We start from the raw sequence: 21686 nt of genomic DNA on the forward strand, positions 1-21686 counted from the left end.
ATTCCTCCATCGTTACGACGGCACGAAGGTGGCCGACGCGTCGCGTCGAGCCGCGGCCTGAGCGTACTTCGGGCCGGCCTCGGCGCGTCCGATGCGCCTCCTGAGGACCAGGAGCCACCACACCGCGGCCAGTGCCATGGTGGTCGCGAAGACGACCGCATTGGCGCGAAAGTCGGGCAGGAGCAGCAGCGCCGCCTCGACCGCTCCGAAGACGACGACGCCCAGCACGTACATCGGCAGGCGGAGCCGGCCGAGATCGAAGACCCCCGGGACGCCCTGTGGAATCCGCTTGCGGGCGTTGGCCACCAGCAGTCCTCCGGTGGTGAGCAGGTAGACCCCGAAGAACCCGAGTGCCGACATGCCGATGATGTAGGAGAACGTCTTCTCGTTGGCGAGCGCGGACAGCAACAACGCCAGCGAGACCAACCCCGTCGCCCACACCGCAAGGGTGGGCACCTTGTGGGTCGCAGACACCCGGCGGAGCAGCCGCGATCCGGGCACCATGTTGTCCCGACCCAGTGCGTACACCAGGCGGGTGGCGACGAGCATCGTCGCCAGCACGCATACCAGGATGTTCGTCAGCGCCACCGCGACGACGAGTTTCGAGAACCACGGTGAGACCTGCTCGGCGAACAGATCGGTGATGGGTGATGCGCTGTCGGACAGCGTGGTTGGATCCTTGATGACCAGGAGGAAGACGACGTACATGAAGAACTCGATGACCGACGCCACCCCGAGCGCCAAGAACATCGTGCGCGGGATGGTGCGACGCGCGTTCTTGGTCTCCTCGGCGACGTCGGCGGCCGCTTCCACTCCCAACAGTCCGAAGATGCAGCCCAGACTTGCGGTCAGCCAGACGATGACGTACGGCGAGGTCGAGTCTCCCGGGGCCGCGGAGAACAGGAACTCGACCCCCTGGTGTTCGTTGGTGACGAAGAACGCGACGATGCCGATGAACGCCGTCGCGCCGATCGTCACCACCAATTCCAAGGCGACACCGATGTTGTTGAGTAGCGTCGCCAGTCGCACGCCGTAGACGTTGATGAGCACGCAGAGCAGTACCACCGCCATCGACGTGAAGATCTGTACGGGCAGGGTCATCTCGATGCCCAGGAGGCTGCCGATGTACCCAGCCATCACGAAGGACACCCCCGTAAAGCCACTGATGAACCCCACGGCGCCGGCGAATCCCGTGAACCATCCCAGGTGGGGACTGACCAGCCGGCTCGTCCACTGGTAGGCGTACCCGGCGAGCGGGAGCTTGACCACGAGGTCGGCCGCGATCAAGGCCCAGACGAAGAAGATGGCGACGGCGAGGGGGAAGGTCCAGACGAAGGCAGGTCCCGCCGTGTTGAACCCGAACCCGAATCCGGAGAACACGGCCGTGGTCGCGCTGATCACCGAAAAGCCCAGGAAGAACGAGGACACGCCCCCTACCGATCGGCTCAGCTCTGGGTATAGCCCAGTTCGCTGAGTTGGCGATCCTCCTCGGAGCCGTCCATGTCCGTTCCTCCCCTGGTTGCGTCACGAGCTGGTGGGTCAAGCCAAGGACGAGCCTAGGAATGGGCTGAGCGAAGGACAACCTTGTGAATGTCGATCGTTGCTATCGTGTCAGGCTATGAGTCTGTCGCTGATTCAGCTCCGGGTCTTCGTGGCGTCGGCGCACAGCGGCTCCTTCACCGCGGCGGCCAAACAGCTGCACATGTCCCAACCAACCGTCTCGGAAACGATCAGGCGCCTCGAACAGGCCTATGGCACACCGTTGTTCGTGCGCGGCCCACGCCGGTTGATCCTGACCGCACCCGGGGAGGAATTGATGCCCTTGGCCGAGCAAACGCTCGCGTCCGCGGACGGGGCCGACCGCGCGTTGAAGGCAGTCACGGGCCTGCAGGCGGGTGTCGCGTCCTTCGGACTGCCGCGCAACGCCAAGTACTACGCGATGGCGAACCTGCTCACGTCGTTCCACTCGCGCTACCCGAACGTTCGCCTCCGGGTCGTGGGTGTGAACTCCGCTGACGTCGCCGACCTCGTGCGCGACGGCGCTCTCGAGGCGGGATTGGCCGTGCTGCCGGTCGAGACTCGCGAACTGTCCGTCACGCCTCTCCTCGCAGACGAAGTGCTGTGGGCGACGTCCGCTCCCCGCCGTCGGCCCGTGTCCATCGAGGACGTGGCCGCGGCCAACCTGATCCTCTACGACGCGCATGCGGGATGGCGTGACCCCACCCGCCGGCAGCTCGCCGAACGGGCGCTCCTCAAGGGCCTCACCTTGACGCCACGCATCGAGGTGGAACAGGTCGACACCGCGCTCGAACTCGTCGCCACCGGCGCGGGCGAGACGTGCGTGTCGCACGCGGTCGCGACGAGTTCGAGCGCACCATCGGGTATCCACTACGTGCCGTTCAAGGAGCCGCTTCACGACACGATCGCCTTGCTGCAAAAGGAGTCGGCCGTCCTGTCGCCCGCGACGAGAGAACTCGCCAGGCTCGCACGGGAAACGCTCGCAGGCTTCCGCCCGACCTGACGCCGGCTCCCGACCGATGCTCCCGCGATCGTCGCGGTGTCGCGAATCGACGCTAGGGGATGTCCCTGGGTCCCTGGGTCCCTGGGTCCCTCATCGCACGTGCGCGAGCCTCCTCGCCGACCACTGGGTGAGACGGAACCGACCGTCCCGCACGACGGCAACCGCCACGTCGTCGACCTGCAAACCCGAGTGGTCCTCGGCGGAGAATGCGTACGTGCCCGCAGCCGTCTTGCACGTCAGAGTCTCCATCGCGTCGCGAACGGCGTGGCGATCGTCGGTCTTCGCGGTTTCGACGGCTGCTGCGACGAGTTCGACGGCAATGTAGCCGTCGATGGCGAACTGTGAGGGCGTGGCGCCATGAAGCGACTCGTAGGAGCGGGTCAGGTCCTCGATCGCGCTGCGTGTCTCGGACTTCGGGAGATCCGATCCGACACTTGCCATTGACGTCGCGACGATCAATCCTTCGGCTCCGGACCCCACCGACTCGAGGAATCCCGGGCTCGCCGCCCCGAGGCCCATCACCGTCGGCATCCCCGGCTCCAGATCGGTCAACGCGCGGGCCAAACCGACCGCCGGAGGACCGGTGACCCAAGCCATCAGCGTCTGAGCCTGGCTCGCGCGCGCTCGGAGCACGGTCGGACCGAAGTCCGCGGTGTCCACGTTGACGCCGTCGACGACGACCGCATCGATGGCGTAGCGACTCAGCATGGCTTCCTGAGCCGCCCACGCGTCCCGATTGAACACACTGTCGGAGTCGAAGACGACGGCGATGCGTCGGATCCCGGAGTCGTGGAGAAATCGCAAGAGCTGCTCGGCAATCAGCGGCCCTGGTGGGGGAGTCATGAAGACATAGGGCCGTGGCGGACACACCTGCTGGTGAGCCGCTCCGGTGGAGACGTACAGGAGGCGGCACTCATCAGTGTGCGGCAGCACCGCCAACGACGCGTTGGAGAAGGACGTTCCGATGACTGCTGCCGCGCGTTGCCCGTCGAGCCGCAGGTAGGCCTCCACGGCGCCGTGCGGATGACTCCCGTCGTCCGTGACGAGCAGATCGACACGGCGTCCCAGCACGCCGCCCGCCGCGTTGAGCTGTCGGACCGCCAACTCGGCGCCGAGCTTGTTCTCCAAGCCCATGTAATTGGAGCCGGACAGCGACGCGATCTGTCCGAACACGATCGGGTCACGCGGCGTCGTGGACATTCTCCTGGCCGCCTAGCGCGATGAAACGGTTCGGGCATGCGCGGGCGCGTACCGGTCACCCTGAATGGTGCCTGGCGCGAAGAGATCCGAGAGGTAGGCGGATTCATCGGCGCTCAGTGCGACGTTGGTGGCGGCGATGTTCTCGGCGACGTAGTCGGCCCGCTTGGTGCCGGGTATCGTCACGACGGAAAAGGGGCGATGCATCAGCCATGCCAAGGCCAATTGGCCTGGCCGGCATCCCTTCTGGTCGGCCAGCTCGGTGAGCGCGGCTACGGGCGCGAGGTTGGGGCGAAGGTTTTCCGGGGCGAAGCGCGGGTTGGTGGCACGCAAGTCCCCATGGGTGAAGGTGGCGTCGGTGGCCAAAGCCCCAGTGAGCGCCGACCGCCCGAGCGGGCTGTACGCGACCAGTGTGATGCCCAGAGCGGCGCAGGTATCGGCGAGGTCCTTCTCGAATCCGCGTTCCCACAGCGAGTATTCGCTTTGCAGTGCAGCGATCGGGTGCACCGCGTGCGCCCGGCGCAAGGTGTCCGGCCCGACCTCGCTGAGACCGATCGCGCGGACCTTACCGGCGCGGATCAGCTCACCCATCGCACCGACGGTGTCCTCGATGGGGATCGCCGAATCCAAGCGATGGTAGTAGTAGAGGTCGATCACATCGGTCTGAAGTCGTCGTAGGCTGGCCTCACATGCAGTGGTCACGTACTCGGGACGTCCGTCGATGGCGATTCCATCGCGAGAGTCGTTGATCCGGGCGGCGAACTTCGTGGCGAGCACCACCGTGTCGCGACGCCCGTAGATGGCTTGGCCGATGAGTTCCTCGTTGTGTCCGAACCCACGGATTGGCACACCCCAGGTGATGTCGGAAGCTCCGTAGACGTCCGAGGTGTCGATATGGTCCACCCCCAGGTCGAGTGCGACGCGGATGGTCTGTGCCGAGGTCTCGTCGTCGGCCGGTCCGTAGCTCTGCGACATACCCATGCATCCGAGGCCGACCGGCCTGACGTACAACTCCGAGCGCCCGACGCGGACTCGCGCCGAGCCGTCGATTGACGTCATCGCGGTACCTCCCACATAAGTGATAGCGTCACTATCGAATGTTACGCCGTCGGTGCGGTCAGGTCGGCGGTCTCGGCGGCCGCGGTCGGTGAGACTCCGTGGACCCCAACGACCTCTGGGCGTCCTTCGCGGTCGATGGCGGACGCATGCCTAGCGGGCGGCGCTGGATGGACCGCCGTCAGTGCGGACAGGACGTCGTGGCGACCGCGCTGTGGTAGCCGGATCTGATGTGCGCCCGCATGATCGACTCCACCCATTCGGGATCGCGGTGGGCGATGGCGTCGACGATCTCGAGGTGATGCGACGCGCTGCGCATCAACTGCGACTCGCTGTACCCGCGGAAGGTGCGCGAGGCCACCAGCGGCTTGAGCAGTCCCAGCGTCATCTCCGCGACGCTGGGATTCGGGCATCTGGCCACGATCGCGGTGTGAAAGGCGTTGTTCAGCGCCGCGATCTCGGCCATGTTGGGTTCCGCGGTCACCTTGGCATACATGTCGTCGGCCAGCTGCCGCAGCGCGGCGACGTCGTCGTCGTCCATGGCCATCGCCGCGAGACGGGCTGCGTACGGTTCGATCATCGACCGTGCCGCGTACATCGACTCGACCGCGTCGGCCGAGTAGTCGACGACCCGCGCACCCTTGTGCCGTTCCATCGAGATGACGCCGCGACTGCCGAGCGTCTTGAGCGCCTCCCGCACCGGGGTGCGGCTGACGCCGAACCGCTCCGCGAGCTCGCTCTCGTTGAGCTTCTCGCCGGGGCGGTAGGTGCCGGCGACGATCAAGTCGAAGATGGCGTCGCTGAGTTCGGACATCGGTACCCCCATCCCGGGTGATCAGGCCCGTCGATCAGGCCAGTCGGTCTGGCCATTGTGCACGAGCCACCGCCTCGCGGGTACCGCCACGCGACAGGAACGAGTAGGAACCGACACCGGTGGTCTGCTCCGCGAAGCGGACCAGCTCCAGGTAACGGTCGAGGTCGATTCCGGTGGTCACGTCGAGTGCGTGCAGCAGGTTCACGACGTCTTCCATCGGGGCGTTGCCGAGCACGGCGGCGTCGCCGGGGAACCACAGGTCGCCCCCGAGTCCGCCGAACGATGCCTCGACCCAGTCCGCGCCGGCGGCGAGGCTCGCGACGGCGTTGACGGGACCGAAGCCATTGCGGTTGTGCAGGTGCACGCCTGTTGGCAGGTGCGGTACCAGAGCCTTGCAGCGCCGCACTCCGCGGTCGAACTCAACCGGCGTCTCCATGCCGCTGGTGCCCGCCAGATACAACGAGTCCACGCCGGCATCGGCCACGCGCCGTACGACGTCCTCGAGTTCGCGGGCGTCGATCGGACCGCGGCACGTCGCGAAGAACGCGGTGGCCAGGGCGGCGCAGATGCGCTTGCCCGACCGGTGTGCGTGTTCGACGACGTCCTCGAGCGCCGAAAGCAGTTGCGCCGGGGTGGCGTTCTGGTTTCGCCGCGCCGTCTCTGCGTCGATGGGGATGACCATGACGAGTTCGTCGATCGAGGTCTCGATGGCCCGCAGCGCGCCCTTGAGGTTGGGTACCAGCGCCTTGTAGGTGACATCGGGCAGGCGCGGGGCGCCCGCGATGACGGCTTCGGCGTCGGCGAACTGCGGGAGCACGCGTGGATGGGCGAACGAGGTGATCTCCAGGGAGGTGAATCCCGCTGCCAGCAGCCCGTCGAGGATCGCCAGCTTGTCGTCGGTGGCGATCACGGTCTCGACGGCCTGCAGCCCGTCGCGCAGGCCGACCTCGACCAGCCGGGCGGTGCGGGGCAGGTGCTCGACGACCATCAGATGGCACCCGCACGGGAGAGTTCGGCGATCGCATCCTCGGTGTATCCGCCCAGCCGTGTGAGGACGTCGGTGGTGTGCTGGCCGAGGCGGGGTCCGGGCCAGCGCACGGCGCCGTCGGTACGGCTCAACCGGGGAAAGGTGTTCTGCATCGGGATGGAACCGAGGACGGGATGCTCGGTTTCGACGATGCTGCGACGGGCGAGGAACTGCTCGTCGTCGAGCATGTCCACCGGACGGTAGATCTTCCCGACCGGGACCGAATGCTCCAGCAGCAGCTCTTCGAGCTCCTTGGATTCGTGCTCCGAGGTGAATTCAGCCACCAGGGCGTCGAGTTCGACCTGTCGCTCACCGCGCGCACCGTGAGTGGCGTAGCGCTCGTCGCGAGCCAGCTCGGGTCGGCCCATGGCCTTCGCGAGTCGTGCGAAGACCGTGTCCTGATTGGCCGCGATGAGGATCCATGCGCCGTCCTTGGTCGGGTAGACGTTGCTCGGCGCCACGTTGGGCAGAATGGCACCGCTGCGCTCGCGCTGGTAGTTCGCGATGACCCATTCCGGGATGATCGATTCCATGATGCCGAGAACCGCTTCGTAGATCGCCGAGTCCACCACCTGACCCCGGCCGCTGCGGCTGCGTTCATACACCGCGCTCAGCGTTCCGAGCGCGGCGAACATCGCAGCCAGGGTGTCGCCGATCGAAATCCCCACTCGGGACGGCGGAGTCGACGGATCGCCGACCACGTACCTCAGGCCGCCCATCGCCTCGCCGATCGCTCCGTAGCCGGCCCGAGTCGCGTACGGTCCGCTCTGCCCGAAGCCCGACACCCGCGTCAGGATCAAACCGGGATTGTCGGCCGACAGTTCGTCGTAGCTCATTCCCCACCGCTCCAGGGTGCCGGGGCGGAAGTTCTCGACGACGATGTCGGACTTCGCGATGAGCCGTTTGGCTATCGCCTGCCCCTCCGGAAGACGGAGGTTGACGGTGACGGACCGCTTGTTGCGCCCGACCACCGACCACCACATCGATTCGCCCTGCGGCAGACTGCGACCCCAGACACGCATGGGATCACCCGTCCCCGGCTGCTCCAGCTTGATGACCTCGGCGCCCAGGTCGCCGAGGACCTGCCCGCAGAACGGGCCGGCGATCAACTGGCCCATCTCGACCACTCGGAGGCCGGCCAGGGGGCCCGTGCCGTCGGATGGCGCATCGTCCACGTGGTGCATCGTCATCTCCCTTGCGTCCGAGTTGTATGCAATAAGACCCTACAGATGTCCTAAAGATCGGTAAAACCGATGACGTGTATACAACCGTTTGACATGGGTGACGTGGCACACATAGCGTGGCCGTGTGCGCCGGCACGTCGGCGTACACGTCTCGACAGTGCGGGCACCCCTGGCAGTCGAGCCCATCGCATTCTCAGAGGAGCAGCATGACGTCCGCTCGCGCGAGTCAGGTCAGCAGTGAAAAGTCCACGTCTGCACGCACATCCGACATGAACGCCACTCTCGGTCTGCCGCTGAGATGGTTCATTCCCGCCGCCCTGGTGGTCGTCGTCCTGGCGTTCGTGTTCACCCCGGCGCCGGGAATGACGTCGGGTTTCGCCATCACCATGGCGATCGGCGGTCTGCTGATGGTGGTCGGCAATGCGATCCCCGGATTCAGCAAGATCGGCGGCGGCGTCATCCTGGCCATCCTGGTGCCGGCGGTGCTCCACACCTACCACGTGATGCCCGAGTCGGCCGCCACGGCCATCAGCGACTTCTACGACCTGTCCGAATTCGGTGAATTCGTCGTCGCCGCACTGATCGTCGGCAGCATCCTCGGCATGAACCGCACGGTGCTCATCAAGGCCGGCTCCCGCATCATCCTGCCCATCATCGGCACCATCGCGATCTGCTTCTCGTTGTTCGGGCTCATCGGGTGGCTCACCGGTTACGGCGCAGGCAAGATGCTCTTCTTCGTGGTGGGACCCGTGCTCGGTGGCGGAGTCGCCGCCGGCGCCATCCCGATCTCGGAGTTGATCGCGGCGAATTCCGGTGGCGAGGCCGAGCAGTACCTCTCCCAGCTGGTGCCCGCGGTCGTGGTGGCGAACACGGTGTGCATCATCGTCGCCGGCGTCCTGGCCTGGATGGGTCGGCGTCGCAGCCACCTGTTCCGCCGCTTCAACGGGGACGGAGCCCTGGCGAGCACGGAGACGGATCTGACCCAGCCGGCCGCGGCCAAGGTCGCACCGGTCGACGCCGTCAAGAGCACCATCATCGGATTCTTCACCGCGGGTGTGCTCTTCATGGTCGCGAACGCGATCTCCGATGCCATTCCCGCCATCCACGGTTACGTCTTCCTGATCATCCTCTGCGCCGTGGCCAAGGTCTTCCTGCCGATCCCCGACGTCATCGTCGACGCGGCGGATCTCTGGTATCGGATGGTGGCCAACGCCTTCATCCCCGCGGTACTGGTCGCCGTCAGCATCGTGGCCATCGACTTCCGCCTGGTGATCTCGCTGCTCGGCGACCCGATCTACATGCTGTCTACGATCGCCGTCGTCCTGGTGGCCGCTCTCGCAGCGGGTTTCATCGGCTGGCTGGTCAAGCTCTACTTCATCGAATCCGCCATCTCGGGCGGCCTGGGACTGGCGGATTTCGGTTCCAGCGGCGATCTGGCGGTGCTGGGTGCCGCCAACCGCCTGGAACTGCTTCCCTTCCTGTCGATCTCGTCGCGGATCGGCGGCGGGCTGGTGGTGCTGGTGTTGTCACTACTGGGGCCGCTGCTGCTGTGAGGCGACGACCGCCGCGGTCACCCGGCCGCGGGCGTGCGTGCGGGTCCACCTTCTCGGGTCATCCACCAGACGATTGCGGTGACGAGGATCAGCGCGGCGCTGGGCGCGAGGTTCGCCACGGAGCCGACGGCGGCGGCCCGGTCCGCGAGTTGTCCACCGACGTCGACGTGCAACGTCGTGGCGAGCAGCAGCAGCGCCACGTTGTACACCCCGTGGAGCACGACGGCGACCTCGAGGCCACCGGTGCGCCAGGTGACGATCGCCATCGACGAGAACAACACGAGGTAGGACGTCAGCAGGAACGGATCCACCGTGCCGTGCGCGAGGGCGAACGAGACCGTGGTGACGACGATGCCGAGGGCGGCACCGGAGCGCGCCCCCTTCGTCCAGCCGCCGAGAACGCGAAACATCAAGCCGCGGAACCCGTATTCCTCGCCCGCAGCCGCGAGTGGGGTGAGGACCATGACGACGACGTATAACGCCACGAGATCCACGGTCGTCCACGGGACGGTGTCGAGGTGGTCCGGTGTGCTGAGGGCGGCCATCACGAGCACCAGCGGTCCGAACGCGAGCAACGCACGGCCGAGCACTCCGAACCTGAAGCGCCCCGCCACGGAGTGCAGCGACCGTGCCGGCACGCGGTAGAACACGCGCTGCAGCAGCATGGCGTACGGGATGAGCACAGCCATCGACAGTGCTCCGAACGCCTGTTTCAGCGGCGTCGACGGACCGGTGCGCTCGAACAGCTCGCGGTCGAGGATGGTCGCCGCGCCGTTGAAGAGCGCGCCGAAGCCGATCACGCCGAGCGCGAGCAGCGCGATCGTCGCGACACCGCGCAGGATGCGACGGTGCTCGCCGGCGAACACCCGGTGGTATTCGACGCCGTTCGGCACCCCTGGCGTCGGTACCGGGTCGTCGTCCCGCAGGATCCACGATTGCGTGGTGGTCTTCATCGAAATGCTCCTCGAAGATGTCGGCGCGCGACCGCGTCAACGGCGCTCTAGTACGCTGTATTAGTGAGTAGCGACGAAACTAGCACAGCGTGCTAGAGGGGGATGTGGACATGGTGGACGAACCGGCGGAGCCGAGCACGCGGGACAAGATCTTGATCGCGGCGGCAACCATGCTCGGCGAGGATCCGACCACCCGGCTGAGTGTCCGCGCGGTCGCGGCACGTGCCGGGGTCAGCGTCGGCTCGCTCCGCCACTTCTTTCCCACCCAGCAGGCACTGGTCGACACCGTGATCGCCGGGATCTACGACCTGGACATCCCCGACGACCCCATGCAGCACCCCGCCACGGGCCCAGAAGACCGTCTCGTGGCCTGCCTGCAGTTGCTGTTGTCGCAGGTGGGCACCGGGCAGCGCGCCCGCGAGCACTGGCGCGCCGTCCACGACGCCTACGTCGCCTCTCCGCCGTCGGCCGACTCCGCCCATGCGTTCCTTGCGCTCGAACGGCTCACCGTGCGCCGGATCGCACGATGGCTCGGTGTCCTACGCGACGAGGGAGCGCTCGAATCCGCGGATCTCGACGGACCCGCGCGGTACCTCAACACATTGGTCAACGGACTGGCGCTCGAGCGTGCGCTCCCGGGCGATCGTGAACGGCTCGCCTTCGAGGCCCAGACGCTCCGCACGGCCGTCGGTGGCATCGTGCGTCGACACGCGTGAACCGCGCCCGGCCCGCTCCATTCGGCCGCGGCGGGGTCAGTGGCGATACAGCCCGTCGCGGATCAAGGTGTTGACCGCCTCCATCCACCGATCTGCTTGCTGCTGATTGGTCAGCGGATCGGGCAGGTGCCGGTCGACGTGGCCGCGCAGGATGATGGTGCCGAGCACGAGGATGAGTGGGTTCAGCGCGGCCCACGTCAGGTCCAAATCGGGCGCGGTGAGCCGCTGTTCGCTGCGGTCGATCCACCGCTGGGTGCCCGATGCGACGAGGCCGTCGAAGACCCGCGAGCCGAACGCTCTGCCGTCGACCAACGCGCGGCCCACGTAGTCCGCAATGGTTGGACGGGTGGTGATCAGGGTCATCACCCGGTGACCGTGCTGGGCGACCGCGTCGTCGATCTCTCGGTCGGGGGGCCCGGTGAGCACGGCGGACAGTTCCATCAACACGTACTCGTCGATGGCCGCGACCAATTGGTCCTTGGTGCCGAAGTGGTGCTGGACCGACCCCAGGGAGACCTCGCTGGCGACCGCGACGTCCCGTAGTGACGTGGCTCCGACGCCGTGCTCGGCGAAGAGGCGCAGGGCCGCATCGCGGATGCGCTCCCGTTTGGTCGGGGTGACGGCGGGCTTGATCCCTTCACGCCACCAGTCGGTCACAGAGGACAGCCTATAGAGACATCCTGTGGACGATACGTTCGTATGGTGCTCTAATACGACTGTATTTTCGAAGATTCGGCAGCCTCCTGGGCTCACCCAGCCGACCCGACAGGTCAGGGTTGGTCGCCGGGAGTCGGATGAGCGAGGGGTTCCGACTCCCGGGTGACCGCACGAGGTCGGCCGCCGCCAGGTCGCCCAGGGCTCTCGATCACGCCTTCTCGAACTCGATGAGCGCGTGCGGCACGACGGCGAACCGGCGGCCGGTCGGCCGCAGTCCGGCACCGGAAAGAAGCGTCGTCAGTTCGTCCGCCGAACGCAGCCGGCCCCCGTCGCGCTGTGTCAGCGTGTGGAGGTCGAGCAGCGGGGAGAACGGGTTCGGTCGGTGACGTGGTTGGAGGTACTCGATCACCACCAGCTTGCTTCCTCGGGGCATGCTCGACGCGACGGCGCGGGCGATCGTCACGCAGCGCTCGTCGTCCCAGTCGTGCAACACGTCCTTGAGCAGGTACACGTCGGCGGTGGCGTCGATGCTGCGAAGGATGTCGCCCTCGACGCGCTCGATGCGATCGGTCAGACCACGTGCGGCCAGAAGCGCTTTGGCCTCGGCGAGCATGCCGGGACCGTCGACGAGGATGCCCCGCAGGTTCGCGTCCGTCTGGGCCACGATCACCGACAGCAGGGTGCCGATTCCCCCGGCGACGTCGCACACCACGGCGCCGCTCGGCCACGGGTAGGTCCGTGCGATGGCCCGTGCGGCGATCTCGGTGGCCTGCCGCATGGTCGCGGCGAAGATGCGCTGCTCGTCGGGATGCTCGGCGTACCACTCCCAGACCGACATGCCGTGCACGGACTCGAACGCGCTCGCGCCGGTGCGCACGCTGTCGGTCAGACCGGACCAGGCGTCGACGGTGGAGCGCATCCCCTTGTAGCGCATCCAGGCTCGCAGCGACGCGGGGTGATCGCTGCGCAGCACCGCGCCATGGCGGGTGAGCGCGACCGCGCCGCTACGCCGGTCGATGGTGCAGAGGTTGCATGCGACCGCCCCGCGCAGGAGGCGAAGCGTGATGTCCTCGTCGCAGTCGATCCGCGCGGCGATCTGTCGGGCAGTCAGTGGCCCGTCGGCGAGGACGTCGGCAATGCCCAGTTCGGCAATGGCCGTGGCGATTTGGACACCTGCGCTCCCTTCGCCGAGATCCAGCACCGCGACGTGCGGCGGCACCAGGCGATCGGCGAATCGTTTGAGTCCGCGCCGCAGGGCGAGCGTGGCGAGCACGACGGGCATCGGCGTCGAAGGCATCAGTGCAGGCTAGCCGGTGCCACGATGGCCCGCGATCGCCTGCGCCACACGACGGCCGCTCACCAAGGCGCCTTGGATCGAGGCCGTGTCCCGGTGGTCGCCGCACAACCAGAGCCCGTCGGGGGTTCGCAGCGGTCGGCGCACGCTCAGCGGCGCGGGTTGCTCGGGTAGCGCGTGGGGCACCTCGTGCCGGATCACCGGAGTCCACCCGGTCGCGCCGATGCCCAGGATGTCGGCGGCATGCCGACGCATCGTCGCTTCGGCGGGGGCGGCCCGGTCGGGTCCGAGGAGTGCCGATGCGGCGACGAGATGTCGGCCGGGTGGCGCGTAGGTGGGCGCGGCGGCGCTGATCACGGCGGTGTTCAGCACGGGTCCCCCTGGGGTCGCGCGGCCGTCGACGCAGAGCATGGTGTCGGCGCGCCCCGGGTCGTCGACGGCCCACCAGTCCGTCACGACGCCCTTCATGGGCGGGGCCGGGCACCCCGTGAGCGCTGCGCACGCCGGTCCGTCGACCGCGACCACGACCTCACGTGCGCGCACCGTCACGTCGCCGTCGCCGACCTCCCAGTCCGCGCCCACCCGCGCCACGTGAGCGACTCTGCGCCGCAGGTGAATTCGATCGGCGATCGGGCGGGCGAGCAAGGCGGGCAGGGCGGTCATGCCGTCGGCGGGAAGGCCGGGGGTGCCGAGCACGAACATCCGCGTGAGCAGCAGCGCGAACGCGTTCGACGTCGCCCCGGAGTCGTCCAGGAGCACGCCCGCCAGGAACCGGTCGACGACGCGGCGACCGATCCCGTGGACGTGCCGACGATCGAGCGCGTCGTGCAGGGTGACGTCGTGACGCCCGCTCGTCAGGGTGGCCGGACGGAGCGCGGGAGCCGCCCATCGCACGATGGCCGCGACCTCGGCCGGCGACAGACCACCGCCGAGCAGCATGCGCGGGACCCGTCGCGGTTGGCGCAACGGATGCACCCAGGCGACGCGGTCGTGGTCGCGTCGCACCGTCACCCCGGCGCCGAACGGCTGCAAGCGGAGTTGGCCGACGTCCACCGCGTCGGCGAGTGCGGGGTAGGCCGGATTGAGAACCTGGAAGCCGCGGTCGCAGCGGAAACCGTCGACGAGGTCGGTCCGGACGCGGCCGCCCACCCAATCCTCGGCCTCCCAGACGGACACGTCGTAACCACGCGCGGCCAGGACGCTCGCACATCGAAGCCCGGCGAGACCGGCGCCCACCACGAGGACGTCGCAGTCCCCGACACCTCGTCGTTCCGTCATCGGTCAGGGATACCTCCCGAGCACGGCGTGAGGTGCGGTCGGGGCGTGACCGTCACCCTTCGGTAAGCGCGGGCATCGAGGAGGGCGCTCGGGTAGCTTGCGGGTATGCCGCTTCGCCATGTCGATCCGCACCGGAAGCGCGGCCGTTCCTATCAGCGCAGTGTGCGCTTCGGCCGCTCGGCCGTCGGGCAGTTCTTCGCCCGTCACGTCGCCCGGCGCACGGACCCCTACCTCTTTCGGCTGACCGGGGGTCGGGTCAACATGGGACCGATCATCAACGCGCCGTTGGTGTCCACCGGGGCGAAGTCCGGTCAGCGGCGGCAGACGCAACTGACGTACTTCCACGACGGAACGGACGTCATCCTGGTCGCGTCGAATTACGGAAAGCGCCGGCATCCGTCCTGGTACTACAACCTCACCGCGCACCCGGAATGCGAATTCGGCGACGAGCCCTTCATTGCTTCGGAGGTCACCGATCCCGCGGAGTACGCCAGGCTGTTCGGCTTGGCCGAAAGGGTGTACGCCGGGTACGAGGACTACCAGGCGAAGACCTCGGGCGCGGGTCGCCAGATCCCGATCATGCGACTCGTGCCGCGCTGATCCGCCCGCCCGACTGCGCCACCATGCGGCTGTCAGGACCGCCGCTCGGATGGCGCGTGCCGGTCGCGTCGCATCGGGACGTTCAGGAAGTCCAGTGTCGCCTCGATGCCTGCGAGTTCGATGTCGTTGCGACGGATGGGTTCCCACCTGCAGCGGTCCATCGAGAACCTCAGCATGGTGTCGGGGCGGCCGCGCCGCGGCTCCTGCACCGATCCCTCTTCGACGTAGGGCAGCGCCCGTGTGACACCCAACGATGCGGCGTTGTCGTGCCATGCCCGGGTGACGGCGCGGTCACCGTGCAAGCCGTCGAACAGTAGATGCAGCGCAGCCTCGCGCATTTCTCGACCGAGCCCGCGTCCCTGGAACCGGCGGCCGATCCACGACCCGGTGGTCGCCGTGCGGTTGGCCGGGAAGTCCTCGGCGTCGAGTGAACACATGCCGACGAGCCGGCCGGCCTGGTCGTGGGCGGCCAGGTTCAGGTGCCATCGAGCGCTGCTCGTGTCTGCGCGGCAGCGCCAGAGGTGGCGGAGGGTATTGCGTTGCAGCTCAGGGGGTTCGGCGTCGGTCCACGGCTCCGAGAAGGGCATGGTCGCCGGATCGTGGATCCCCTCGGAGGCCAGTTCGGCAAGCCGTTCACCGAGTTCGTCGGTGACGTAGCGCAAGGCCAACCGGGGTGTCGACACCCGTAGGTCGAACAGGGGCCAGATGGCAATGCTCATGCAGGTCATGACAGCGCGTCTGGTGCAGCCGCCGCAATCGGAATTCGACGGATGTGCGCGGGCGCGACCGCCACGCGCGGAGCGCCATGACATCCACGACATGCGACATTGACAAATGTCACATTCGGTGGTGGCATTTGGAGCGTGACGGACGCCGACGTACCGACCAGCGCATCGCTGCGCGCCGCCGTGACCGCCGTCATCACTCGGTGGACACTGGGCAATCTCACCACCGTGATCCCGATGAACGGCCCCGGCGTGTGGTTCGGACGCCAGCTGATCGCGAGCATCATGGCCGTCGGGGGATCCCTACCCGGTGGGACGAGGGTCATCCCCGAACGTCACGGGGAGTGGGTCCTGGGCCCGGGCGTGGACTTCGGTCGTCGCGCCGGCTACTACGTGCACGGCAGTGCGTTCGTGGTCTGCTCGGCGAAGACGCACCGCAAGCTGGTCGCCCGACTGTCGGAAGCCACGGGTATGCCGTTCTTCGTCGTCGAGTACCGCCTGGCGCCCACGCACCGGTTTCCCGCCGCGGCCGACGACGTCGAAGCCGGTTACCGCTGGCTGCTGGCCCAGGGCTATGCCCCCGCCGACGTGGTGATCGGTGCCGATTCCGCGGGTGGACATCTGACCTGCGACATGCTGCTGGCGAACGCCGAGGAGCCGGCCTTCCAGCCCGCAGGCGTGGTGCTGTTCTCGCCACTGATCGACCTCACGCTCGCGCTCGCCGAGCAGCAGGAGCGGACCCGGCGTGACCCGGCGAGTTCGACGGCAACCGCGCGGCGCATGGTCGGCCTCTACACCGCTGGGCTGGACCCGGCGCACCCCCGGTTGACACTCGACTTCGCCGCAGCCGCCGCGCTGCCACCGATCCTGATCCAGGTAGGCGGGTTCGAGATGCTGCAGGGCGACGCCCGCCACCTCGACGAGCAGCTCCGTGCTGCCGGCGGTCGATCGGTCCTGGAGGTATGGCCCGGCATGGTCCACGTGTTCCAGGCCTTGCCGCGGGTGGCGCCCGAGGCCACGGCGGCACTTCACCGGGCCGCCTCGTTCATCGCCGCGCGGCTCCACGACCAACTACGGGAGATCTCCTGATGCTCAATCTCTTTCGAGGACCACGACGAACGGCCGACGCCAGGGCCGTCGTGACCGGTGCGGGCAGCGGCATCGGCCGGTCCTTCGCCCTCGAACTCGCTCGCCGTGGCGGCCAGGTGATCTGCGCCGACATCGACACCGATCGCGCCGCCGAGACCGTCGCCCTGATCGACGGTCTGGGACGCGGCAGCGGGCACGCCGTGCACTGCGACGTGTCCGATCGCAGCTCCATCGACCTCCTCGCCAAGCGCGCCGAGGAGGTCTTCGGTGGTCCGCCGACCCTGGTCGTCAACAACGCCGGTGTGGGAATCGGCGGAAAACCCGTCGGCGCCATCGGGTTCGAGGATTGGGAGTGGGCTCTGGGCATCAACCTCTGGGGCGTGGTGTACGGCTGCGAGGTGTTCACCCCGATCCTGCGCCGCGCAGGCCGAGGCGGCATCGTCAACGTGGCCTCGGCGGCCGGATTCGCCGCCGCACCGTCGATGGCGGCCTACAACGTCTCCAAAGCGGGTGTGATGTCGCTGTCGGAGACCCTCGCCGCCGAACTGAGCGGCACCGACATCGCGGTGACCGTGCTGTGCCCGACCTTCGTCAAGACCAACGTCTTCACCGACGGCCGGATCACGCCGGGATCGGCGGACCTCAGCCAACGGCTGGCGCGGTTGACGGGGGTCTCGCCTGACAGCGTGGCCGTGCGCACCCTGGACGCACACGATCGCGGTCGGCTCTACGTGGTGCCGCAACTGGACGCCACCGTCATCTGGCACCTCAAGCGACACTTCCCGGCGCTGTATGCCCACGGCGCAGGACTCCTCGGCCGACTGCTCCCGCAGAACTGAAAGGACCAACCATGGCAATGGATTTGGACAACATGCTGCAGATGATCAAGGACAAGCAGTGGGCCTTGGTCGACATCGACTGGGAAGCGCCCGGAGCAGACCTCATCGACGACGAGCTGTGGGCCAAGCTCAAGCCCTTCATGACCGATCTGATGTGGATCGAGAACGTCGGCGCCCGCGGGTTCGCCGCACTGGCGAGGAAGGCGCCGACGCCGACGCTCAAGAGCATCTACGAGCACTTCCACGCCGAGGAGCAGAAGCATGCCAACGCCGAACTGGCCCTGATGCGCCGCTGGGGAATGCTGGACGACGACGAGATCCCGCCGCCCAGCGTCAACGTGCAGTTGGTGATCACCTGGCTCGACAAGTTCTCCGACGGGATGTCACTGTCGATCTTGGGCACGGTGATCCCGATGCTCGAGGTCGCGCTCGACGGCGCGCTCATCAAGTTCATCACCGACGAGGTGAAGGATCCGGTTGCCCAGGAGGTCTTCAAGCGCATCAACTCCGACGAATCCCGCCATCTGGCAGTCGACTTCGAGGTCATGGACATCCTCGGCCACGCCAGCGCGCGCAAGCTCGCGGTCGAGTTCGTCGGGAGCTGGATGAACCCGGCACTGGTCGTCGGCACCCTCAGCTACTTCCCGCTGTTGAACAAGATGCGCGACAACATCGTGGCCATGGGCGTCAACGAAGAACGCCTGTACCAGGCCATGCGCCGGTTCCGCAGCGTCGGCGAGCGCAGCCAATACGTGCACCGGGTGCCGATGTACCGTTTCATCAGTTGGCACAGCAAGAAGGTCATCGACCGCAGTTCGAAGTACCACTGGTTGGCCGATTCCCTGGTCAAGGTGACCGGTGCCATCCCCATGCCCCTGGTGCGCTACACCCCGACGTGGTCGGACGAACTCACCTACGAGGCCACCGCATGAGCCAACCGGAAGACGTCCTCGGCGTCGCGATCATCGGGGCCGGCTTCGCGGGCATCGGTACCGCCATCCGGCTGCAGGCCGAGGGCGTCACCGACTTCGTCGTCTTCGAACGCGACACCCGCATCGGTGGGACGTGGCGGGACAACACGTATCCCGGTGCGGCGTGCGACATTCCGTCCCGGCTGTACTCTTACAGCTTTGCGCCGAATCCCGACTGGTCGCACACCTATTCCGGCAGCGCCGAGATCCTGGCCTACATCGACCAGATGGTTCGATCCAGCGGTCTGGCGGCACGAATCCGCTTCGGCCACGAGGTGACGGCACTCGACTACGACGAGACCGCCGGTACGTGGACGCTGTCCTTCGAGGGCCGCGAACCGGTGCGCGCCCGCACGGTGGTGATGGCTTCGGGGCCGCTCGCCAACGCCAGCCTGCCCGACATCCGCGGCATCGACACCTACGAGGGCACGAAGATCCACAGCGCCCGCTGGGACCACGACTACGACTTCTCCGGCAAGAAGGTCGCCGTCGTCGGCACGGGCGCCAGTGCCGTGCAGATCATTCCGGAGCTGGTGAAGGTCGCCAGCTCGGTCAAGGTGTTCCAGCGCACGCCCGGCTGGGTCCTGCCGCGGCTGAACACCGCCACCAGCGGCTGGGCGAAGCGGCTGTACCGCAGGCTGCCGCTGACCGAGAAGGCCGCCCGCACGGCGTGGTTCTGGGGACACGAGTCGGTGGCGCTGGGCGTCGTGTGGGACACCCCCTTCACCCGCATCGTCGAGGCAGTGGGGTTGGCCAACCTCCGCCTTCAGGTGAAGGACCCGTGGCTGCGCCGTCAGCTCACGCCGGACTTTTCCGCGGGGTGCAAACGGCTGCTGATGACCAGTGACTACTATCCGGCACTGCAGGCCGACAACTGCAAACTGGTGACGTGGCCGATAGCTCGTCTGTCGCCCAAGGGAATCCGGACCGTCGAGGGCATCGAGCATCAGTTCGACGTCATCGTGTTCGCCACCGGATTCGACGTCTCGAAGGCCGGGACGCCGTTCCCCGTCACCGGGGTCGACGGACGCGACCTCGCTGCGGAATGGAGCACCGGCGCCTACGCCTATCGCAGCGTGGCGGTGTCGGGCTATCCCAATCTGTTCTTCACCTTCGGCCCGAATTCCGGGCCGGGCCACAGCTCGGCGCTGGTCTACATGGAAGCCCAGATCGATTACATCGCCCGAGCCATCGGCACGCTGTTGCGGTTCGGCTGGAAGTCGCTGGACGTGCGCCGCGACGTGCAGGATCGCTACAACGCCGACATCCAACGTCGGCTGCGGTCGACGACGTGGAACTCCGGCTGCCAGAGCTGGTATCTCACCGAGGATGGGTTCAACGCGACGATGTTCCCCGGGTTCGCGACCCAGTACGTCAACCAGCTCAAGACGCTGCAGCTGCAGGACTATCGGATAACGGCCCCAGCCCTGGTCGACGCGTAGTATTCGCCGGTGGCCGAGTATCGCATCGACGACCTCGCGCGTCAGGCGGGGACGACGGCCCGCAACGTGCGTGTCTACCAGGACAGCGGCCTGCTCCCGCGGCCGCAACGCCGGGGGCGCGTCGCGATCTACACCGACAGGCACCTGCGCCAACTCCAGGCCATCGTGAAGTTGCTGGGCGAAGGCTTCACCGTGAAGCACATCCTGCGATTCCTCCACGGACTGCAACGCGGCGAGGACCTGGCGCAGGTCCTCGACCTGGCCGATCTCGGCGAGCTGGTCACCGAGCCGTGGTCGCATCCGGTGACCGTGACCGCCACGCGGACAGAGCTGGAAGCACGACTGGGCACATTGGACGACGAGGCGCTGGACCGTCTCGTCGCCGCCGGGATCATCGCCGCCGCCGAGGATCCGCAGCGCTACCTGGTGCGTGATCGGCGGGTCATCGAAGACTTCGCCACGCTCACGTCGCGCGGCATGCCGTTGACGGCGATCCTGCAGACCACGGCGGCCGTCGACGCCCGCCTCGACGAGGCGGCGAGGGAACTCGCCGGAGCCGGTCACGCCGAGATCGTCAGGCAGCGTGGACCGGGTTGGTATCCGTCGAACGACGCCGAATTGGCTTGGGCCGCAGACCTCGTGGATACGCTGCGGCGGGTGGCGCGGCGTTCGGCGCACGCCAGTCTGGACCGCGCCCTCGATCAGGCCATCCGGGCGGAACTGCGGCGGTACCAGCAAGAGGCGCCGGCGCCCACGGGCCACCCCTGACCGTCCGCAACCTCGTGCCCGACGGGCGGGAAGTTCGCTGTTCTTGCGGCGAAGCGCTGCTCGGGCGTCTATGCTCTGCGCACCTGTACGGATGCTGTGATCCAGCAAAGGGTCGACATCACCACGGTGGTACGGCGCTATGACGACGACGCCCCACCCGTACCGGGTGCCGAGTCTGCCGGGTGGCGGGCTGCCCTGCGAATCTCCGGGAGTGCGCCGTCGTGGCGAAGCATCGCGAATCACCGTCCGTGTCCGGCTGGCAGCGCATCGGGGTCGGCGTCGGCGGCGCCGCAGCCCTCGGCGTGGGTTGGCTGCTGTTCGACGGCCAGCCCGACGCCGCACCGGTCGCCACACCGTCCTCCACGACCGTCGACGTCCGGCTCGCGTCGGGAGACGAGCCGTTGGCGCCGTCGAGCGACGCCACCTGGTGGCTCACCGACGGGTCGCGCACGCAGACCGCCGCCCCGACGTCACTGCCGGCGCCGACGTCGCTGCTGGCGGCGCAGGCCACCGTCGGCTGGCGACCGATGATCGGTGACGGCGGATGGTTGATCGGCAACGGCATCGACGCTGCCGCGGACTGCGTGGGTGCGAGTTGCCGCGGCGGTGACGGCGGCCTGCTCTTCGGCAACGGCGGGCGGGGAGCCAACGGTGGGAACGGTGGCAATGCCGGGTGGTTCGGCGACGGCGGCGCCGGTGGGAACGGCGGAATCGCCCAGGACGGCGGTCACGGTGGCCGGGGTGGTCTGTTCGCAGGCAACGGTGGTGCGGGCGGCAACGGGGGTGCGGGGATCGACGGTGCCGCCGCGACGCTCGGCGGTGCTGCGGGCACGTCCGGTGGCGCCGGCGGCAACGGTGGTGCGGGCGGGTCCAGCGGGGTCTTCGGTATCGGCGGTGCGGGCGGCGCAGGAGGCGTCGGTGGCCGCGGCGGTGACGGCGCTGCCGGCGGGAACGGTGCCGACGCGACCGCCGCGGGTACGGCGGGTGTGGACGGCGTGGCCG

At 67.8% G+C, this 21686-nt stretch carries 21 protein-coding genes; 10 read left to right on the plus strand and 11 right to left on the minus strand.

Annotation, left to right across the window (positions count from 1 at the left end):
• Nucleotides 1–12: 12 nt before the first annotated feature.
• Entirely contained in the window at nucleotides 13–1428 is a 1416-nt protein-coding gene (locus tag AC30CM_RS06325; RefSeq protein WP_490115980.1) for an APC family permease, read from the minus strand.
• Between the two features lie 190 nt (nucleotides 1429–1618).
• Here AC30CM_RS06325 and AC30CM_RS06330 point away from each other — a divergent pair, with 190 nt between their 5' ends.
• Nucleotides 1619–2521 carry a LysR family transcriptional regulator gene (locus AC30CM_RS06330; RefSeq protein WP_490115981.1) on the plus strand — a complete coding sequence of 301 codons (903 nt, stop codon included), beginning with the start codon at nucleotides 1619–1621 and terminating at the stop codon, nucleotides 2519–2521.
• 90 nt (nucleotides 2522–2611) lie between these two features.
• On the opposite strand, the gene AC30CM_RS06335 is transcribed toward AC30CM_RS06330, so the two are convergent.
• The 5 genes from AC30CM_RS06335 to AC30CM_RS06355 all read right to left on the minus strand — a co-directional run bounded on the left by AC30CM_RS06335 (nucleotide 2612) and on the right by AC30CM_RS06355 (nucleotide 7799).
• Nucleotides 2612–3721 carry an ABC transporter substrate-binding protein gene (locus AC30CM_RS06335; RefSeq protein ID WP_490115982.1) on the minus strand — a complete coding sequence of 370 codons (1110 nt, stop codon included), beginning with the start codon at nucleotides 3719–3721 and terminating at the stop codon, nucleotides 2612–2614.
• A gap of 12 nt (nucleotides 3722–3733) precedes the next feature.
• Nucleotides 3734–4777 carry an aldo/keto reductase gene (locus AC30CM_RS06340; RefSeq protein ID WP_490115983.1) on the minus strand — a complete coding sequence of 348 codons (1044 nt, stop codon included), beginning with the start codon at nucleotides 4775–4777 and terminating at the stop codon, nucleotides 3734–3736.
• A 178-nt stretch (nucleotides 4778–4955) separates the two neighbouring features.
• Nucleotides 4956–5588, minus strand: a complete 633-nt coding sequence (locus AC30CM_RS06345; protein ID WP_490115984.1) for a GntR family transcriptional regulator — start codon at nucleotides 5586–5588, stop codon at nucleotides 4956–4958.
• 34 nt (nucleotides 5589–5622) lie between these two features.
• Nucleotides 5623–6576: a beta/alpha barrel domain-containing protein gene (locus AC30CM_RS06350; RefSeq protein WP_490115985.1), complete on the minus strand. Its 954-nt coding sequence runs from the start codon at nucleotides 6574–6576 to the stop codon at nucleotides 5623–5625.
• The gene (locus AC30CM_RS06355; protein ID WP_490115986.1) at nucleotides 6576–7799 is read right to left on the minus strand and encodes a CaiB/BaiF CoA transferase family protein; all 1224 of its coding nucleotides are present in this window, start codon (nucleotides 7797–7799) and stop codon (nucleotides 6576–6578) included. The genes AC30CM_RS06350 and AC30CM_RS06355 overlap by 1 nt, the downstream gene beginning before the upstream one ends.
• Before the next feature lie 269 nt (nucleotides 7800–8068).
• Here AC30CM_RS06355 and AC30CM_RS06360 point away from each other — a divergent pair, with 269 nt between their 5' ends.
• The gene (locus tag AC30CM_RS06360; protein WP_490115987.1) at nucleotides 8069–9352 is read left to right on the plus strand and encodes a 2-hydroxycarboxylate transporter family protein; all 1284 of its coding nucleotides are present in this window, start codon (nucleotides 8069–8071) and stop codon (nucleotides 9350–9352) included.
• Nucleotides 9353–9369: 17 nt separating this feature from the next.
• On the opposite strand, the gene AC30CM_RS06365 is transcribed toward AC30CM_RS06360, so the two are convergent.
• Nucleotides 9370–10305, minus strand: a complete 936-nt coding sequence (locus AC30CM_RS06365) for a CPBP family intramembrane glutamic endopeptidase (RefSeq protein ID WP_490115988.1) — start codon at nucleotides 10303–10305, stop codon at nucleotides 9370–9372.
• Between the two features lie 110 nt (nucleotides 10306–10415).
• Between AC30CM_RS06365 and AC30CM_RS06370 the strand changes: the two genes are divergently transcribed.
• Nucleotides 10416–11021, plus strand: a complete 606-nt coding sequence (locus AC30CM_RS06370; protein WP_490115989.1) for a TetR/AcrR family transcriptional regulator — start codon at nucleotides 10416–10418, stop codon at nucleotides 11019–11021.
• A 36-nt stretch (nucleotides 11022–11057) separates the two neighbouring features.
• Here the strand turns inward: AC30CM_RS06370 and AC30CM_RS06375 are convergent, their stop codons facing one another.
• The 3 genes from AC30CM_RS06375 to AC30CM_RS06385 form a co-directional block, all read right to left on the minus strand.
• Complete coding sequence (locus tag AC30CM_RS06375; protein WP_490115990.1) at nucleotides 11058–11678, minus strand: TetR/AcrR family transcriptional regulator; 621 nt, start codon at nucleotides 11676–11678, stop codon at nucleotides 11058–11060.
• 208 nt (nucleotides 11679–11886) lie between these two features.
• Nucleotides 11887–12975 carry a methyltransferase gene (locus tag AC30CM_RS06380; RefSeq protein ID WP_490115991.1) on the minus strand — a complete coding sequence of 363 codons (1089 nt, stop codon included), beginning with the start codon at nucleotides 12973–12975 and terminating at the stop codon, nucleotides 11887–11889.
• Nucleotides 12976–12984: 9 nt separating this feature from the next.
• The gene (locus tag AC30CM_RS06385) at nucleotides 12985–14250 is read right to left on the minus strand and encodes an FAD-dependent oxidoreductase (RefSeq protein WP_490115992.1); all 1266 of its coding nucleotides are present in this window, start codon (nucleotides 14248–14250) and stop codon (nucleotides 12985–12987) included.
• Between the two features lie 105 nt (nucleotides 14251–14355).
• On the opposite strand from AC30CM_RS06385, the gene AC30CM_RS06390 reads away from it, so the two are divergent.
• The gene (locus AC30CM_RS06390; protein ID WP_490115993.1) at nucleotides 14356–14850 is read left to right on the plus strand and encodes a nitroreductase/quinone reductase family protein; all 495 of its coding nucleotides are present in this window, start codon (nucleotides 14356–14358) and stop codon (nucleotides 14848–14850) included.
• A 32-nt stretch (nucleotides 14851–14882) separates the two neighbouring features.
• Here AC30CM_RS06390 and AC30CM_RS06395 read toward each other — a convergent pair whose 3' ends face one another.
• The gene (locus AC30CM_RS06395) at nucleotides 14883–15569 is read right to left on the minus strand and encodes a GNAT family N-acetyltransferase (protein ID WP_490115994.1); all 687 of its coding nucleotides are present in this window, start codon (nucleotides 15567–15569) and stop codon (nucleotides 14883–14885) included.
• Nucleotides 15570–15713: 144 nt separating this feature from the next.
• Here AC30CM_RS06395 and AC30CM_RS06400 point away from each other — a divergent pair, with 144 nt between their 5' ends.
• From AC30CM_RS06400 to AC30CM_RS06425, 6 genes are all read left to right on the plus strand, one after another.
• Nucleotides 15714–16664, plus strand: coding sequence for an alpha/beta hydrolase (locus tag AC30CM_RS06400; protein ID WP_490115995.1), 951 nt, complete (start codon nucleotides 15714–15716; stop codon nucleotides 16662–16664).
• The gene (locus AC30CM_RS06405; protein WP_490115996.1) at nucleotides 16664–17503 is read left to right on the plus strand and encodes an SDR family NAD(P)-dependent oxidoreductase; all 840 of its coding nucleotides are present in this window, start codon (nucleotides 16664–16666) and stop codon (nucleotides 17501–17503) included. The genes AC30CM_RS06400 and AC30CM_RS06405 overlap by 1 nt, the downstream gene beginning before the upstream one ends.
• 11 nt (nucleotides 17504–17514) lie before the next feature.
• Complete coding sequence (locus AC30CM_RS06410; RefSeq protein WP_490115997.1) at nucleotides 17515–18435, plus strand: ferritin-like domain-containing protein; 921 nt, start codon at nucleotides 17515–17517, stop codon at nucleotides 18433–18435.
• Entirely contained in the window at nucleotides 18432–19916 is a 1485-nt protein-coding gene (locus AC30CM_RS06415) for a flavin-containing monooxygenase (RefSeq protein WP_490115998.1), read from the plus strand. The genes AC30CM_RS06410 and AC30CM_RS06415 overlap by 4 nt, the downstream gene beginning before the upstream one ends.
• A 9-nt stretch (nucleotides 19917–19925) precedes the next feature.
• The gene (locus AC30CM_RS06420; protein WP_490115999.1) at nucleotides 19926–20684 is read left to right on the plus strand and encodes a MerR family transcriptional regulator; all 759 of its coding nucleotides are present in this window, start codon (nucleotides 19926–19928) and stop codon (nucleotides 20682–20684) included.
• 221 nt (nucleotides 20685–20905) lie between these two features.
• A partial coding sequence (locus AC30CM_RS06425) for a PGRS repeat-containing protein (protein ID WP_490116000.1) occupies nucleotides 20906–21686 on the plus strand: 781 nt, incomplete at its 3' end.

This window comes from Mycobacterium sp. DHQP2018-32-09 (genome assembly GCF_058148405.1).